This is a genomic window from Nocardiopsis trehalosi NBRC 14201 (assembly GCF_001552555.1).
GTDB lineage: Bacteria > Actinomycetota > Actinomycetes > Streptosporangiales > Streptosporangiaceae > Nocardiopsis_B > Nocardiopsis_B trehalosi.
In genome coordinates this window covers 16,297-31,905 of record NZ_BCRK01000055.1, presented here as the reverse complement: position 1 = coordinate 31,905, position 15,609 = coordinate 16,297, and the positions used below count along the sequence as shown (strand labels likewise).

The 15,609-nt window shown below is 71.4% G+C and carries 11 protein-coding genes, 1 tRNA gene and 1 pseudogene; 10 read left to right on the top strand and 3 right to left on the bottom strand.

The genetic code is table 11. The annotated features are described in order from the left end of the window. The 9 genes from dnaA to NT8_RS12415 all read left to right on the top strand — a co-directional run. Positions 1–1,185, top strand: a 1,185-nt coding sequence (gene dnaA, locus NT8_RS12455) for a chromosomal replication initiator protein DnaA (RefSeq protein ID WP_245646148.1), incomplete at its 5' end; no start/stop codon positions are given. 597 nt (positions 1,186–1,782) lie between these two features. Then, complete coding sequence (gene dnaN, locus NT8_RS12450; protein ID WP_067968054.1) at positions 1,783–2,922, top strand: DNA polymerase III subunit beta; 1,140 nt, start codon at positions 1,783–1,785, stop codon at positions 2,920–2,922. A 49-nt stretch (positions 2,923–2,971) separates the two neighbouring features. Further along, a complete protein-coding gene (gene gnd / locus NT8_RS12445) occupies positions 2,972–3,874 on the top strand; it encodes a phosphogluconate dehydrogenase (NAD(+)-dependent, decarboxylating) (RefSeq protein ID WP_067968051.1) in 903 nt (300 codons plus the stop codon). Between the two features lie 107 nt (positions 3,875–3,981). Then, on the top strand, positions 3,982–5,112 hold the full coding sequence (gene recF / locus NT8_RS12440) for a DNA replication/repair protein RecF (protein ID WP_067968048.1): 1,131 nt from the start codon (positions 3,982–3,984) through the stop codon (positions 5,110–5,112). Then, entirely contained in the window at positions 5,105–5,587 is a 483-nt protein-coding gene (locus NT8_RS12435; RefSeq protein WP_067968044.1) for a DUF721 domain-containing protein, read from the top strand. Before recF ends, NT8_RS12435 begins: the two co-directional genes overlap by 8 nt. 441 nt (positions 5,588–6,028) lie before the next feature. After that, positions 6,029–7,945, top strand: a complete 1,917-nt coding sequence (gyrB, locus tag NT8_RS12430; protein WP_245646150.1) for a DNA topoisomerase (ATP-hydrolyzing) subunit B — start codon at positions 6,029–6,031, stop codon at positions 7,943–7,945. 55 nt (positions 7,946–8,000) lie between these two features. Beyond that, entirely contained in the window at positions 8,001–10,571 is a 2,571-nt protein-coding gene (gene gyrA / locus NT8_RS12425; protein WP_067968037.1) for a DNA gyrase subunit A, read from the top strand. A 652-nt stretch (positions 10,572–11,223) separates the two neighbouring features. After that, positions 11,224–12,066, top strand: a complete 843-nt coding sequence (locus NT8_RS30815; RefSeq protein WP_245646147.1) for a DUF3566 domain-containing protein — start codon at positions 11,224–11,226, stop codon at positions 12,064–12,066. 198 nt (positions 12,067–12,264) lie between these two features. Continuing rightward, positions 12,265–12,338 (top strand) — tRNA-Ile (locus NT8_RS12415). Positions 12,339–12,611: 273 nt separating this feature from the next. Here NT8_RS12415 and NT8_RS31465 read toward each other — a convergent pair. After that, positions 12,612–12,686, bottom strand: a pseudogene (locus NT8_RS31465) (DNA-binding protein); the annotation flags it as partial. A 261-nt stretch (positions 12,687–12,947) separates the two neighbouring features. Continuing rightward, the gene (locus NT8_RS12410) at positions 12,948–13,694 is read right to left on the bottom strand and encodes a TetR/AcrR family transcriptional regulator (RefSeq protein ID WP_067968035.1); all 747 of its coding nucleotides are present in this window, start codon (positions 13,692–13,694) and stop codon (positions 12,948–12,950) included. Between the two features lie 109 nt (positions 13,695–13,803). Between NT8_RS12410 and NT8_RS12405 the strand changes: the two genes are divergently transcribed. Next, the gene (locus tag NT8_RS12405) at positions 13,804–14,886 is read left to right on the top strand and encodes an alpha/beta fold hydrolase (RefSeq protein ID WP_067968032.1); all 1,083 of its coding nucleotides are present in this window, start codon (positions 13,804–13,806) and stop codon (positions 14,884–14,886) included. Here NT8_RS12405 and NT8_RS12400 read toward each other — a convergent pair. Then, positions 14,876–15,541, bottom strand: coding sequence for a TetR/AcrR family transcriptional regulator (locus tag NT8_RS12400; RefSeq protein ID WP_067968029.1), 666 nt, complete (start codon positions 15,539–15,541; stop codon positions 14,876–14,878). The genes NT8_RS12405 and NT8_RS12400 overlap by 11 nt on opposite strands. Positions 15,542–15,609 lie beyond the last annotated feature (68 nt).

Below are 15,609 nucleotides of genomic sequence, written 5' to 3'. Positions count from 1 at the left end.
CCGCCGGCCGGCCGCCCCGGCCCCTCGGGGGGGCCCGACCCGCTGCCGGTGGCCCCGCCCGACTCCCCGCCGGGCCGGCCGGTCCCGGGCGCCCCGCCCGGGGCGCCCGAGTTCTCCGACACCGACACCGCGGCCGGGTCGGGCGAACTCGCCCGGCTGAACCCCAAGTACACGTTCGACACGTTCGTCATCGGCTCCAGCAACCGGTTCGCGCACGCGGCGGCGGTCGCCGTCGCCGAGGCCCCGGCCAAGGCGTACAACCCGCTGTTCATCTACGGCGGTTCGGGGCTGGGCAAGACCCACCTGCTGCACGCGATCGGCCACTACGCCCAGCGCCTCTACGACGGCGCGCGGGTGCGCTACGTCAGCTCCGAGGAGTTCACCAACGAGTTCATCAACTCGATCCGCGACGGCAAGGCCGACGGCTTCCGGCGGCGCTACCGCGACATCGACGTGCTCCTGGTGGACGACATCCAGTTCCTGGAGAACAAGGAGCAGACGCAGGAGGAGTTCTTCCACACCTTCAACACCCTGCACAACTCCAACAAGCAGATCGTCATCTCCAGCGACCGGCCGCCCAAGCAGCTGGTCACCCTGGAGGACCGGCTGCGCAACCGGTTCGAGTGGGGGCTGATCACCGACGTCCAGCCGCCCGAGCTGGAGACCCGCATCGCCATCCTGCGCAAGAAGGCGGCGCAGGAGGGGCTGAACGCGCCGCCGGAGGTGCTGGAGTTCATCGCCAGCAAGATCTCCACGAACATCCGCGAACTGGAGGGCGCCCTCATCCGGGTGACCGCCTTCGCCAGCCTGAACCGGCAGTCGGTCGACCTGCACCTCACCGGAATCGTGCTCAAGGACCTCATCCCCGACGACGAGGGCCCCGAGATCACGGCGGCCGCCATCATGGCCCAGACCGCGTCGTACTTCGGGCTGAGCACCGACGACCTGTGCGGAACATCGCGTTCGCGGGTGCTGGTGACGGCCCGGCAGATCGCCATGTACCTGTGCCGCGAGCTCACCGACCTGTCGCTGCCCAAGATCGGCCAGCAGTTCGGCGGCCGCGACCACACCACGGTCATGCACGCCGACCGCAAGATCCGCTCGCTCATGGCCGAGCGGCGGTCGATCTACAACCAGGTCACCGAACTCACCAACCGCATCAAGCAGCAGTCGCGGAACATCTGAGAACTTTTTTTCGACCCCGACGCCTCCGGTTATCCCCAGCCGGAGGCGTTTTTCTGTGGAAAACCCGTGGACAACCCTGCGGATAACCCGGCCGAAGCGGTGGACAACCTGGGGACGACCTGTGGGCGGGCCGTCCACCCCCTCTCCCGGCCCTCCCCACCTCCTGGGGACGACCCGTGGACAACCTGGGGACAGGCGGTGGATAACCGGGGGGCGAGCTGTGGAGGAGTTTTCCCCGTCCACAGCGACGCGCACTTCTCCCCAGGGTCGCCCACAGGCCCGGTGGATAAAAATTCGCGGGGTGACCTGCGGAAACAACGGTTTTCCACACTATCCACAGCCCCTACTACTACTGCGCCTCAAGAGAGAGATGTGTGGCGTGGTAAAACGGCTCGGCCCCCAATCTGTGGACAACCGGCTCCGGGCCGCGTCCGGCCGCCCCGCCCCTCGCCGGACCGGGCACCGGGCACGTGTGGTGGGCAGCGGCGCGAGTGGAATCCGGGTACCGTGTGAACCCGCCCCCCGAACGTCCGGCGACGCCCCGCCGCCGCCCGCCGCCGTGAGGGCTCCCAGGTTCCGAGGAAAGTGAGTCGGATAGTGAAGTTCCGGGTCGAACGCGACGTATTGGCCGACGCCGTGGCCTGGACCGCCCGCAGCCTGCCGGTCCGGCCGTCGGTCCCCGTGCTGGCGGGGATGCTCCTCGACGCCGGCGAGGCCGACGGACGGCAGAGGCTCAAGCTCTCCAGCTTCGACTACGAGGTCTCCGCCCAGGTGGCCGTCGACATCGACGTCGAGGAGCCGGGCACCACCCTGGTCTCCGGCCGCCTCCTCGCCGAGATCGTCCGCAACCTTCCTCCACAGGCGGTGGACATCAGCACCGACGGCGCGAAGGTCATCGTGTCCTGCGGCAGCGCCAAGTTCACCCTGCTGACCCTGCCGGTCGAGGACTACCCCACGCTGCCCGCCATGCCCGGCCTGGCCGGCTCGGTCGGCAGTGACGCGTTCGCCGCCGCCGTGGGCCAGGTCGCCGTCGCCGCCGGGCGCGACGACACGCTGCCGATGCTCACCGGCGTCCGCGTCGAGATCGAGGGCGAGACCCTCACCCTCGCCTCCACCGACCGCTACCGCCTCGCGGTCCGCGAACTCGCCTGGAAGCCCGAGGACCCCGGCCTCAGCGCCGTCGCGCTCGTCCCCGCCAAGACCCTCGCCGACACCGCCAAGTCGCTCACCGGCGGCGCCGAGGTGTCCATCGCCCTGTCCGCCGCCGACAGCGGCGAGGGCATGATCGGCTTCGAGGGCGGCGGCCGCCGCACCACCACCCGGCTGCTCGACGGCGAGTTCCCGAAGTACCGGGCGCTGCTGCCCGACACGTTCAACTCCGTCGCCGAGGTGCAGAAGGCCGAGTTCGTCGAGGCCGTCAAGCGCGTCTCGCTGGTCGCCGAGCGCAACACCCCCCTGCGCCTGGCCTTCGGCGACGGCCGGCTGGTGCTGGAGGCCGGAACGGGCGACGAGGCGCAGGCCGTCGAGGTCCTCGACGCCGCGCTCGACGGCGACGACATCCAGATCGCCTTCAACTCCGCGTTCCTCCTCGACGGGCTCAACGCGATCGACTCCGACATCGCGCGCCTGCAGTTCACGACGTCGACCAAGCCGGCCATCATCACCGGCAAGCCGGCCGACGACGGCGCGGCCTCGGACTACCGGTACCTGATCATGCCGGTCCGGCTGTCGAGCTGACCCGGCGCGGTCATCCACATATCCACAGGTGGCATAGGGGGAACGGAACATGCAACTCGGTATGGTCGGCCTGGGCAGAATGGGCGGCAACATGGCCCAGCGGCTGCGCGACAAGGGGCACGAGGTCGTCGGCTTCGACTTCGACCCCGAGGTCCGCGACGTCGCCAGCCTGGCGGAGCTGGTGGACCGCCTGGCCGCGCCCCGCACCGTCTGGGTGATGGTGCCGGCGGGCGACCCCACGGACGCGACCATCCGCGAGCTGTCCGGCCTGCTCGCCGAGGGCGACCTCATCATCGAGGGCGGCAACTCCCACTACGTGGACGACCGCCGCCGCGCCGAGGAGCTCAAGGAGCAGGGCGTCCACTACATCGACGCCGGTGTCAGCGGCGGCGTGTGGGGCCGGCAGAACGGCTACGGCATCATGGTCGGCGGCGCCGCCGACGACGTCGCCCGCGCCAAGCCGGTCTTCGACTCCCTGACCCCCGACGAGGGCGGCGGCTACGTGCACGCCGGCGGCGTCGGCGCGGGCCACTTCGTGAAGATGGTTCACAACGGCATCGAGTACGGCATGATGCAGGCGTTCGCCGAGGGCTTCGAGCTGATGGCCGCCTCCGACGTCGTGGACGACGTGCCCGGCACCTTCGACAGCTGGCGCGAGGGCACCGTCGTCCGCTCCTGGCTGCTCGACCTCCTCGTCCGCGCCCTGGAGGACGACCCCGGTCTCGAGGGCATCCGCGGCTACGCCCAGGACTCCGGCGAGGGCCGGTGGACCGTGCAGGCCGCCGTCGACCACGCCGTCCCGGCGCCGGTGATCACCGCCGCCCTGTTCGCCCGGTTCGCCTCCCGCCAGGACGACAGCCCGGCCATGAAGGTCGTCGCCGCCCTGCGCAACCAGTTCGGCGGCCACGCCGTGACCAAGTCCGGCGGCGACGCGGGGACCTCCCCCGCCTGAGCGCACCCCCCGGTCCCGTTTCACGTGAAACCGCGTTCGCGGCGGTGGGACGGGACCGGCGGCGTTGCCACCGGGACCCAGGAGACGCGGAGGACAGGAGAGGCCGGATGTACGTTTCCCACCTGCAACTGGCCGACTACCGGTCCTACGCGGCGGCCGACCTGCGGCTCGAACCCGGGATCAGCACCTTCGTCGGCCCCAACGGCCAGGGCAAGACCAATCTGGTCGAGGCCATCGGCTACGTCGCCACCCTCGGCAGCCACCGCGTGGCCACCGACACCCCGCTGGTCCGCAAGGGCGCCGAGCGCGCGATCGTCCGCGCCGCCGTCGTCCGCGACGACCGGCGGGCCGTGATCGAGCTGGAGATCAACCCCGGCAAGGCCAACCGCGCCCGGCTCAACCGGGCCCCCGCCACCCGCCCGCGCGAGGTGCTGGGCATCCTGCGCACCGTGCTGTTCGCCCCCGAGGACCTCGCCCTGGTCAAGGGCGACCCCGGGGAGCGCCGCCGGTTCCTGGACGAGCTGCTCGTCGCCCGCGCCCCCCGGTTCGCGGGCGTGCGGGCCGACTACGAGCGCGTGCTCAAGCAGCGCAACGCCCTGCTGAAGTCGGCGTCGGCGCAGTTCCTCAAGCGCCGCGAGCCCGACCTGTCGACGCTGGACGTGTGGAACGAGCACCTGGCGGCGGCGGGCGCGGAGCTGCTCGCCGCCCGGCTCGCCCTCGTCGCCGAACTCCAGCCGCTGGTCGCCAAGTCCTACGGCGAGCTGACCACGGCGGGCGGGCCGCCGGTCCTGTCCTACCGCAGCTCGGCCGCCCCCGAGGGCGCCGAACCGCCGGCCGACCGGACCGCGCTGGCCGACCTGCTGCGCACCGCGCTGGCCGGCGCCCGCACCCAGGAGCTGCAGCGGGGGGTGAGCCTCGTCGGCCCGCACCGCGACGACCTCGTGCTGCGCCTGGACGACCTGCCCGCCAAGGGCTACGCGAGCCAGGGCGAGTCCTGGTCGTACGCGCTCGCGCTCCGGCTGGCCGGCTTCGAGCTGCTGCGCGCCGACGGCGACGACCCGGTGCTCATCCTGGACGACGTGTTCGCCGAACTCGACGCCGAGCGGCGGCGCCGGCTCGCCGAGCACGTCCGCCACGCCGAGCAGGTGCTCGTCAGCGCGGCGGTGCCCGACGACATCCCCGCGGAGCTGAGCGGCACCCGGTTCCGGGTGCACGAGGGGGAGGTCGCGCGTGTCTGAGGACCGCCCCCGGGGCGACGGCGCCCCCGAAGGCCCCACCGGGGTCGACCTCGCCCGCCAGGCCCTCGCGCAGGCGCGGGCGGCGGCGCGCGAGCGCGGCGCCGCCCCCGACACCCGCGCCCGGCGGACCCGGCGCGGCCCGGTGCGGTCGCGCAACGAGCCGCAGCCCTTCGGCGACGCGGTGCGCGCCTGGCTGATCGAGCACGGCTGGCAGGAGCAGGTGGCCATCGGCGGGGTGTTCGGCCGGTGGGCCGACATCGTCGGCGAGTTCAACGCCCAGCACCTGCGGCCGGTGACCTACGAGGGGGGCGAGCTGGTGGTGGCGGCCGACTCCCCCACCATGGCCGCGCACGCGCGCGCCATGGCCCCCGATCTCGTCCGCCGCCTCAACGAGGAGCTGGGGCACGGGACCGTGCTGCACATCCGGGTGCAGCAGCCGGGGCGGGGCCGCGGGCCCGGGCCGCGCAGGTTCTGACCGTCCGATGTCGGCCCCGGCCGGTACGGTCGGCGCGTGACCGGCGCTTCGGCGGTGGTACGGGCGCCGCCGGAGGCCGCGCACCAGGGCGGTGGCCCTGGGCGGCGCTGAACGGGGCGCGGGCACTCGCGTGGGGCCGTCCGCGTGTGGGGACTCATATCCCCGTCCGTTCACCCGCTGTCGGGCGGCACAGCGCCGTGAATGCCACTTTCCGGTGCGCCGCGCGGTATCATGGACACGGTTCTTCGGACGCATCCGCCGGTACGGCCCGCCCCACGCGTGAGCGGCGGGACCAGGAGCAGTGAGCGGTGTCCGGCGGCGGCGTACCGGTCGGTCGTCCTCGCTGTGCGCCTCCCCCGTTCCCCACCCCACCCCGGGGGCCCGACTGGTAGGCGTTCCTCAGCAGGAGGGTGTTTCCACTTGGCCTACGACGCTCGATCTATCACAGTTCTCGAAGGGCTCGAAGCGGTACGTAAGCGCCCTGGCATGTACATCGGCTCCACCGGCGAGCGGGGCCTGCACCACCTGGTGTACGAGGTCGTCGACAACTCCGTCGACGAGGCCCTCGCCGGCCACGCCGACGCCATCGAGGTCACCCTCACGGCCGACGGCGGCATCCGCGTCGCCGACAACGGCCGCGGCATCCCGGTCGGCCTGCACCCGGTCGAGAAGCGCCCGGCGGTCGAACTCGTCCTGACCACCCTGCACGCGGGCGGCAAGTTCGACAGCCAGTCCTACGCCGTCTCCGGCGGCCTGCACGGTGTCGGCCTCTCCGTCGTCAACGCGCTGTCCACGGCCCTGGACGTCGAGGTCCGCACCGACGGCCACGTGTGGCGGCAGAGCTACGAGCTCACCCGGCCCACCGCCGACCTCGCCAAGGGCGAGCCCACCGGCGAGACCGGCACCATCATCACGTTCTGGGCCGACCCGACGATCTTCGAGACCACCACCTACAGCTTCGAGACCCTCGCGCGGCGCATGCAGGAGATGGCGTTCCTCAACAAGGGGCTGTCCATCACCATCCGCGACGAGCGCCCGCAGTTCGTCGACGACTCCCCCGTGGTGCACACCTACCACTACGACGAGGGGCTGTCGGACTTCGTCCGCTACCTCAACAAGTCGAAGGACCCGGCGCACGCGACCATCGTGTCGTTCGAGGAGGAGGGCGACGGCATCGCGGCCGAGATGGCCCTCCAGTGGAACCATTCCTACACCTCGTCGGTGCACACGTTCGCGAACACGATCAACACCACCGACGGCGGCACGCACGAGGAGGGGTTCCGGGCGGCGCTCACCTCGATCGTCAACCGGTACGCGCGCGAGCAGAAGCTGCTCCGCGAGAAGGACGACAACCTCACCGGCGACGACATCCGCGAAGGCCTCACCGCCATCATCTCGGTCAAGCTGTCCGACCCCCAGTTCGAGGGGCAGACCAAGACCAAGCTGGGCAACACCGAGGCCAAGTCGTTCGTGCAGCGCGTCACCAACGAGCACCTGCGCGACTGGTTCGAGCGCAACCCGGGCGAGGCCAAGGACATCGTCACCAAGGCGAGCCAGGCGGCGCGCGCCCGCATCGCCGCCCGCCAGGCCCGCGACCTCACCCGGCGCAAGACCCTGCTGGAGTCCACGTCGCTGCCGGGCAAGCTGGCCGACTGCCAGTCGACCGAGCCCGAGCGCTGCGAGGTCTACATCGTCGAGGGCGACTCCGCGGGCGGCTCGGCCAAGGGCGGCCGCGACCCCCATTACCAGGCCATCCTGCCCATCCGCGGCAAGATCCTGAACGTCGAGAAGTCGCGCATCGACCGCATCCTCCGTAACAACGAGGTCCAGGCGATCATCACCGCCCTGGGCACCGGCATCCACGACGAGTTCGACCTCGCCAAGCTGCGGTACCACAAGATCATCCTCATGGCCGACGCCGACGTCGACGGCCAGCACATCCGCACGCTGCTGCTCACCCTGCTGTTCCGCTTCATGAAGCCGCTGATCGAGGCCGGCCACGTCTACCTCGCGCAGCCGCCGCTGTACAAGATCAAGTGGGACCAGCGCGGCAGCGACGCCGACTACGTCTACTCCGACCGCGAGCGCGACGAGGTCATCAACGCGGGCATCGCCGCCGGCAAGCGCGACCCGCGCCCGCGCGACCTCGTCCAGCGCTTCAAGGGCCTCGGCGAGATGAACGCCGGCGAGCTGTGGGACACCACCATGGACCCCGCCCGCCGGGTGCTGCTCCAGGTGACCCTCGACGACGCCGCGCAGGCCGACGAGATGTTCAGCGTGCTCATGGGCGAGGACGTCGAGTCCCGGCGCTCCTTCATCCAGCGCAACGCGCGGGACGTCCGCTTCCTCGACATCTGACGACCGGCACCTCCCGACGGCAGCGAACGACTCAGCAGAAAAGGATCGACATCCCGTGACGGATGCGAACACTCCGGAAGCCCCCGAGGCCACCGGCCCCGGCAACCGCGTCGAGCCCGTCGACATCCAGGTCGAGATGCAGCGCAGCTACCTCGACTACGCGATGTCGGTCATCGTCGGCCGCGCCCTCCCCGACGTCCGCGACGGGCTCAAGCCCGTGCACCAGCGGGTCCTCTACGCCATGTACGACGGCGGGTACCGCCCCGACCGCGGGTACTTCAAGTGCGCCCGCGTCGTCGGCGACGTCATGGGCAACTACCACCCGCACGGCGACTCCGCCATCTACGACACCCTGGTGCGGCTCGCCCAGGGCTGGTCCATGCGGATGCCGCTGGTCGACGGCAACGGCAACTTCGGCTCGCCGGGCAACGACCCCGCCGCGGCCATGCGGTACACCGAGTGCAAGCTCGCGCCGCTGGCCATGGAGATGCTCCGCGACATCGACAAGGACACCGTCGACTTCCGGCCGAACTACGACGGCCGCTCGCAGGAGCCCGTCGTCCTCCCCGCACGGTTCCCCAACCTGCTGGTCAACGGCTCCGCCGGCATCGCGGTGGGCATGGCCACCAACATCCCGCCGCACAACCTGCGCGAGGTCGCCGACGGCGTCAACTGGTTCCTCACCCACCCCGAGGCGTCGGACGACGAACTGCTCGACGCCCTGATGGAGCGCATCAAGGGCCCCGACTTCCCCACCAACGGGCTGATCGTGGGCCGGCGCGGCATCGAGGAGGCCTACCGCACCGGGCGCGGCTCCATCACCATGCGCGCGGTCGTCGAGGTCGAGGAGGACGCGCGCGGACGGCAGACCCTGGTCGTCACCGAGCTGCCGTACCAGGTCAACCCGGACAACCTCGCGCAGAAGATCGCCGAGCTGGTCAAGGACGGCAAGGTCACCGGCATCGCCGACGTCAAGGACGAGACCAGCGGCCGCACCGGGCAGCGGCTCGTCATCGTCCTCAAGCGCGACGCCGTCGCCAAGGTCGTGCTGAACAACCTGTACAAGCACACCCAGCTGCAGGACACGTTCGGCGCGAACATGCTGGCCCTGGTCGACGGGGTGCCGCGCACGCTCCGCCTGGACCAGCTCATCCGCCACTGGGTGACCCACCAGATCGAGGTCATCGTCCGGCGCACGCGCTACCTGCTGCGCAAGGCCGAGGAGCGGGCGCACATCCTGCGCGCGCTGCTGAAGGCCATCGACCGCATCGACGAGGTCATCGCGCTCATCCGCGGCAGCGCGTCGGCCGACGAGGCCAAGTCCGGCCTCATGGGGCTGCTGGAGATCGACGACATCCAGGCCCGCGCCATCCTCGACATGCAGCTGCGCAAGCTCGCCGCCCTGGAGCGGCGCCAGCTCACCGACGAGTACGACGAGCTGATGGCGCAGATCAACGACTACAACGACATCCTCGGGTCGCCCGAGCGGCAGCGGAGCATCGTCCGCGACGAGCTCACCGAGATCGTCGACAAGTACGGCGACGAGCGCCGCACGCACATCATCCCCTTCGAGGGCGACATGCGCATGGAGGACTTCATCGCGGAGGAGAACGTCGTCGTGACGATCTCCCGCGGTGGCTACGCCAAGCGCACCCGCCTCGACAACTACCGGGCGCAGAAGCGCGGCGGCAAGGGCGTGCGGGGGGCCCAGCTGAAGCAGGACGACATCGTCCAGCACTTCTTCGTCACCACCACGCACAACTGGATCCTGTTCTTCACGAACAAGGGCCGGGTTTACCGCACCAAGGCGTACGAGCTGCCCGAGGCCGCCCGCGACGCCCGCGGCCAGCACGTCGCCAACCTGCTGGAGTTCCAGCCGGACGAGGAGATCGCGCAGGTCATGGCGCTGCGCGGGTACGACGACGCGCCGTACCTGGTGCTGGCCACCCGCGAGGGCCTGGTGAAGAAGTCGCGGCTGGAGGACTTCGACTCCTCCCGCTCCGCCGGCATCATCGCCATCAACCTGCGCGAGGACGACGAGCTGATCGCCGCCCGCCTGGTGTTCCCCACCGACGACCTGCTGCTAATCAGCAGCGACGCGCAGGCCATCCGGTTCCCGGCGTCCGACGAGTCCCTGCGGCCCATGGGGCGCGCCACGAGCGGCGTCATCGGCATGCGGTTCCTCGAGGGCGACTACCTGCTCAGCATGGACGTCGTCCGCGAGTCCGACGGTCCGGCCGACGTCCTGGTCGCCACCGAGGGCGGGTTCGCCAAGCGCACCCCGGCCGACCAGTACCCGGTGCAGAACCGCGGCGGCAAGGGCGTGCTGACGGCCAAGGTGGTCGAGGCGCGCGGCAAGCTCGTCGGAGCGCTCATGGTCTCGCCCGAGGGCGACGAGGTCTTCGCCATCACCTCGCAGGGCGGGGTGATCCGCACCCGCAGCTCCGAGATCAAGCAGTCCGGGCGCGCCACCATGGGCGTGCGGCTGATGAACCTCGGCAACGGCAACGCGGTCGTGGCCATCGCCCGCAACGCCGAGGCGGAGGCCGAGGACGTCGTCGAGGAGGTCGCGGCCGAGGCCGCGGGCACCGACGTCGCCCCGCCGCCCGAGCCCGACACCGAGTAACCCGCACGACCCGCGCCGCCGGGGGCCGCCCGCCCCCGGCGGCAGGCACGGCCCGTCGGCGGGGCGGCGGGGGCCGTCGGCCGGAGGGCCCTTTCGACCCCGAGAAGGTGGCCGCCTCTCTGAGGCGGGAACCGGGGGGCACCACCGCCGTCGCGAGGCCGACCCGGGGCCCTCGGATCCCGGCCGTCCCCCCGGGGTGCGCGGCGTCCTCGTGAGGCGGAGACGGGCGTGTACCGCACGGTCGCCGTCGTGAGGACGGCGCCGGGGCTCCCCGAGGGGTCCCTCGGTTCTGTGAGCCTGGTGGCCTCCTGAGGCCCGTGCGCCCACCCCGCCCCGGGGCGTCGCTCGGCGGTACCGTCCGCCGCGATGGGTACGCTGGGCACCTGGGGCGGCCGCGCCGGCACCGAACGGATGCCCGGACCGCCCGGGGGTTCCGACCCGACGGGGCCCCTCGGGCGCTCGGCGCCCATCGGCACCACGGGGTGCCGCGCCGGTATCCGGCACGGCCCCGCCGACCTCCCCGCACAAGCCCGGACGTTCTCCACGAACGGGACTAGAGTTGCCTCGCACGGCACCGGACGCCCCGCCAACCCGGTCGCCGACCATCCCCCTTGACCCGGTTCCTCCCTCACATGGAAAGTCCAGCGGTAACGTGGCCAAGTCTGACAACACGCAACGGAAGTCCGCTGCCGGCACGTCGACCATCGACGGCGGGAGCGATAGCGCGGTCGAGGACACCGCCCCGGACACCGTCGGCTCCGCAGCGGACGGCGACCGCCCGTCCACCGGAGCGGACACCGACACGGACGGCGACCGCTCGTCCGCCGAAGCCGACACGGACACGGACACGGACACGGGCACCGACGCGTCCGCCCGTGCGGACGCCGACGACATCGGAGCCGACGCCGCCCCGGAACCCTCGGGCGACGCGCGGCCGGACGGACCGGACGACCCGGGCGACGAGCCCGCCACCGCCACCATGTCCGGTGGCGCCAGTGAGGAGGCAGTGGTGGACGCACCCCCCGAGAGCCGAGCCGAGCACGGGAGCGCGTCGTCCGCGTCGTCGGCCCCGTCGACGCCGCGCGGCGTGCCCACCGTGGCGGTCAAGGCCACGAAGTCGTCGCGCAAGGCCCACCTGACGGTGAGCCGCGTCGAACCGTGGTCGGTGATGAAGTTCAGCTTCGTCATCGCCCTGGTGTGCTTCATCATCCTGTTCGTCGCGATCGGCGTCATCTACGCGATCCTGTCGAGCCTGGGCGTCTTCGACGCGGTCACCGAACTGTTCTCCAGCCTCACGGACGGCGGCGAGGGCGACGACCTCGGCATCAACCCGGCCGAGTGGTTCTCCCCGGCCCGGGTGCTCGGCTACACGGGCCTGATCGGGGCGCTGAACATCATCCTCATCACCGCCCTGTCCACGGTCGGCGCGATGCTGTACAACCTCGCCGCCGACCTGGTGGGCGGCGTCGACGTCACCCTCACCGAATCCGAGTGACGCCCCGGCGCCGCCCCCATCGGGGGGCGGCGCCGCCGGGTACCGGCGGGGCACCGGTAAGTGGCCGGAGCACCCGCCGGGACGCGCTAACCTGGATACCGAGGAGACCGCGCCCCGGCGCCCCTCCTCGACCCCCTACCGGCCAGGTCAACCGGTTCGCCCGGACCCCCGGCATACGGTAGAGTTCCACCGCAGCGCGGGCGTATAGCTCAGTCGGTTAGAGCGCATCCCTGATAAGGATGAGGCCCCAGGTTCAAGTCCTGGTACGCCCACCCGTTTTCGCAGGTCAGAGCCTGGTTCTCCCTCACGAGAGCCGGGCTCTTCGCCGTTTGACCGTCATTTGACCGTGGGTCCGGAGCCGGTCCGGGGCGGTCGGACGCGGGCGCAGGCGGCACCGGGCGGACCGGGCCGGCGGTGAAGCAGGTCGCGTTCGTCATTCCATCTCTCGCTTCTCGGTGGTCTGTGTAGCGGGTATCGGGACGTTCAGGAACCCGCAGGATCTCCGCGGTCGGAACGCGGTAGGTATCGCCGTAGCGAATGACCTTGCAGGGGAACTCCCCCTTCTTCGCCAGCCCGTAGGCCGTCGTGCGGCCGATGCCCAGGGCGCGGGCCGCCGTCATCGCATTCCACGGCCGCGGGGAGCGAGTACAGCTCCGCGATGCTGAAGGGCCTCAACGGCGACTCCGCCGGTGCCGAGGGTGGGCGGGTCTTTCGCGTGGAGCAGGCAGGCGGGTTCGACCGGGCCGCGCGGCACCGACCCGATCGATCCAGGCGCCCGCCCGCCTGCGCCGGCACGGGGTGCAGGCGGCCATTGGCCCGCACCGGCGCGCTGGCCAGACTCGTCACCCACCAGGTCAGCGACCGTAGAGGAGTGCTGCTCGCTAGGCACGGTCGATGAGCACTTGGACGCCGTCGAGGATGCGATCAAGGCCGAAGTCGAGTGGATCGAGCTCCGTGGAGGTGAATGCCCCGTCGGCGATCGCCTTGGTCAGGGCGGGGAAGCGATTGCTGTGGCGGTTGAGGAGCTCGCTGGTCAGGCGGCCCCATTCGCGGTTGTGGTCCTCGTCGAAGTCGGCCAGTTGCTGGGCGAGGCTGCGTACCTGCCCAGCGATCAGGAGGAAGACCTGGTGGCGCTGGCCGGAGGTCAGGCCGGTCGGTTCCAGGGCGGCGAGTGCGGCGTCCATCCAGGCGAGCTGGTGGGGGCCCATGATCTGCCGGCGCATGGCGGTGGCGGCCAGCAGCCAGGGATGGGCCTGGTAGACCCCCCACTGGCAGTGGGCCCACGCGGAAAGCCGAGGCCGCCAACCGGAGCCGGCGGCCGACAGGTCGGGGGGTTCGGCGAGGACGGCTTCGACCATCAATTCGACGAGTTCGGCCTTGCCGGGCACGTAGCGGTACAGGGCCATGGCCGAGACGCCGAATCCGGCGGCGACCTTGTTCATCGAGACGGATTCCAGCCCTTCGGCGTCGGCGAGGGTCACGGCGGCCTCGGCGATGCGCTGGGGGGTGAGCCTGGGCTTGGGGCCGCGGGCGGGTTGGTCCTGTTCGCCCCACAGCAGCGCGATGCCCGTCGGCAGGTCGCGCGCCTTCTTGTCCTTGTTCTCGCGCGGTTTGGCCGCCCTGGCCATGGTCGCCCCCCTTGGTGAGGTCGTTCGCGGGCGTCGGTTGACACCCTCCCGCAACTGTATATACCGTAAGCGCTGAGTTACTACTATAAACAGTTTAAAGGGGTAATGGATGCTCGGCATCACTATCGCCGCAACCGCCACCGCGGCCGTCGCCGTCCCCGCCGCCGGCCTGCTCGGCTACCGCCGGCTCAGGCGCACCGCCCACGCCAGACGACTACGCATAACGAGCCCGCAGGGCATCGAGGAATCCGGGTTCGTCCGCATCGGCGGCATCGACCAGTGGGTCACCATCCGCGGCGAGGACCACCGCAACCCGGTGATCCTGGAACTCCACGGCGGCCCCGGCGCCACCAACCTGATCTTCGCCTCGCGCACCCGCGCCTGGGAACGGCACTTCACGATCGTGCGGTGGGACATGCGCGGCGCCGGCAAGACCTTCGCCCACGGCGGACCCGACGGACAGGGCGACATGAGCCTGCAGCGACTCGAGCGCGACGCCCTGGAGGTCACCCGGCACATCCGCGCCCGGCTCGGCGTCGACAAGGTCGTGCTGCTCGGCTGCTCCTTCGGCTCCTCCATCGGGCTGCGCCTGGCCCGCGACCACCCGGAGCTGTACTGCGCCTACGTCGGCACCGACCAGAACATCAACGCCGGCGGCCGCGACCACACCGCCTACCGCGCGCTGCTGGACCGGCTCGGCGCGGCCGGAAAGCGAAAAGAACTGGCCGCCGTCACCACCATGGGTCCGGACAAGTCCGCCTGGAGCGCCGAGGACTGGTCGCGGTACAACAAGCACACCGTCGGCTCCGACCCGCTCACCTTCGACACCGTGAAGACCGTCGTGGTCGGCTCCCTGCTGTCCTCACCCCTGCACTCCCTGCGCGAGCTGCCCGCCTACACGAGGGCCATGAGCTTCTCCGAACGCATCGTGCCCGAGTCCGCGGCCATCGACGAATGGGCCGAAGGCACCACGTTCGCCATCCCGTTCTTCATCTTCCAGGGCGAGCGCGACGTGATCACCCCGCCCGCGCCGGTCCGGCGGTTCTTCGACGACGTCACCGCCCCGGTCAAGGACTTCGCCCTCATCCAGGACGCGAGCCACTTCGCCTGCTTCCGCCACCCCGACCGGTTCCTCGACCTGATGCTCACCAAGGTCCGGCCCATGCTCACCGGCCGACCGATCACCCGGTGAAGCGCCGCGGCCCTTGGCGCCGGGCGGACCGGTCGAGGGGGGCGGCGGCGTCGCCGAAGGCGGCGGCCAGCGCGTCGGCGACCAGGGCGGGGAGGTCGGCCCGTCCGTCGTCCTCGGCCCAGCGCACCAGCGCCGTGTGCAGGACCGCCAGGCAGGCGCCGGCCGCCGCGCGGGCGCGGAACGCGGTCTCGGGGTCGGCGGCGTCGTCGCCGAGGGCGCCGATGACCGCCTCCTGGAGGGCGTACTGGTTGTCGAGGTGCCGGGCCCGCAGAGCGGGGGTGGCGATCATGAGCCGGAGGCGGTCGAGCAGGAACCGCCCGTCGGCGGCCGCGGCGCCCGGGTCGCCACCGCCGGTCAGGACCGCGGTCGCGTCGACGAGCGCGCCGCCGATGCGGCGGACCAGGGGCTGGTCGGCGGGCGCGGCGCGGAGGCGCTCGGCGAGGAGCGGTCCGTTCTGGTCGACGAGCACGAGGTCTTCCTTGGTGGGGAAGTGCCGGTACACGGTCATGGGGGCGACGCCCGCGGCCTCGGCGACGTCGGCGACGGTCGTGGCGTCGTAGCCGCGCTCGGTGAACAGCCGCACCGCGTGCGCCTGGATCGCCCGTTGGGTCTCGGCGCGCCGTTGCGCGCGCAGGTTCGGGTGCCGATCGACCATGTGATAGACACTACCATCGTGATAGCGACTACCATTTAGGTAGTGACTAACAGAGACAGGTGATCGAT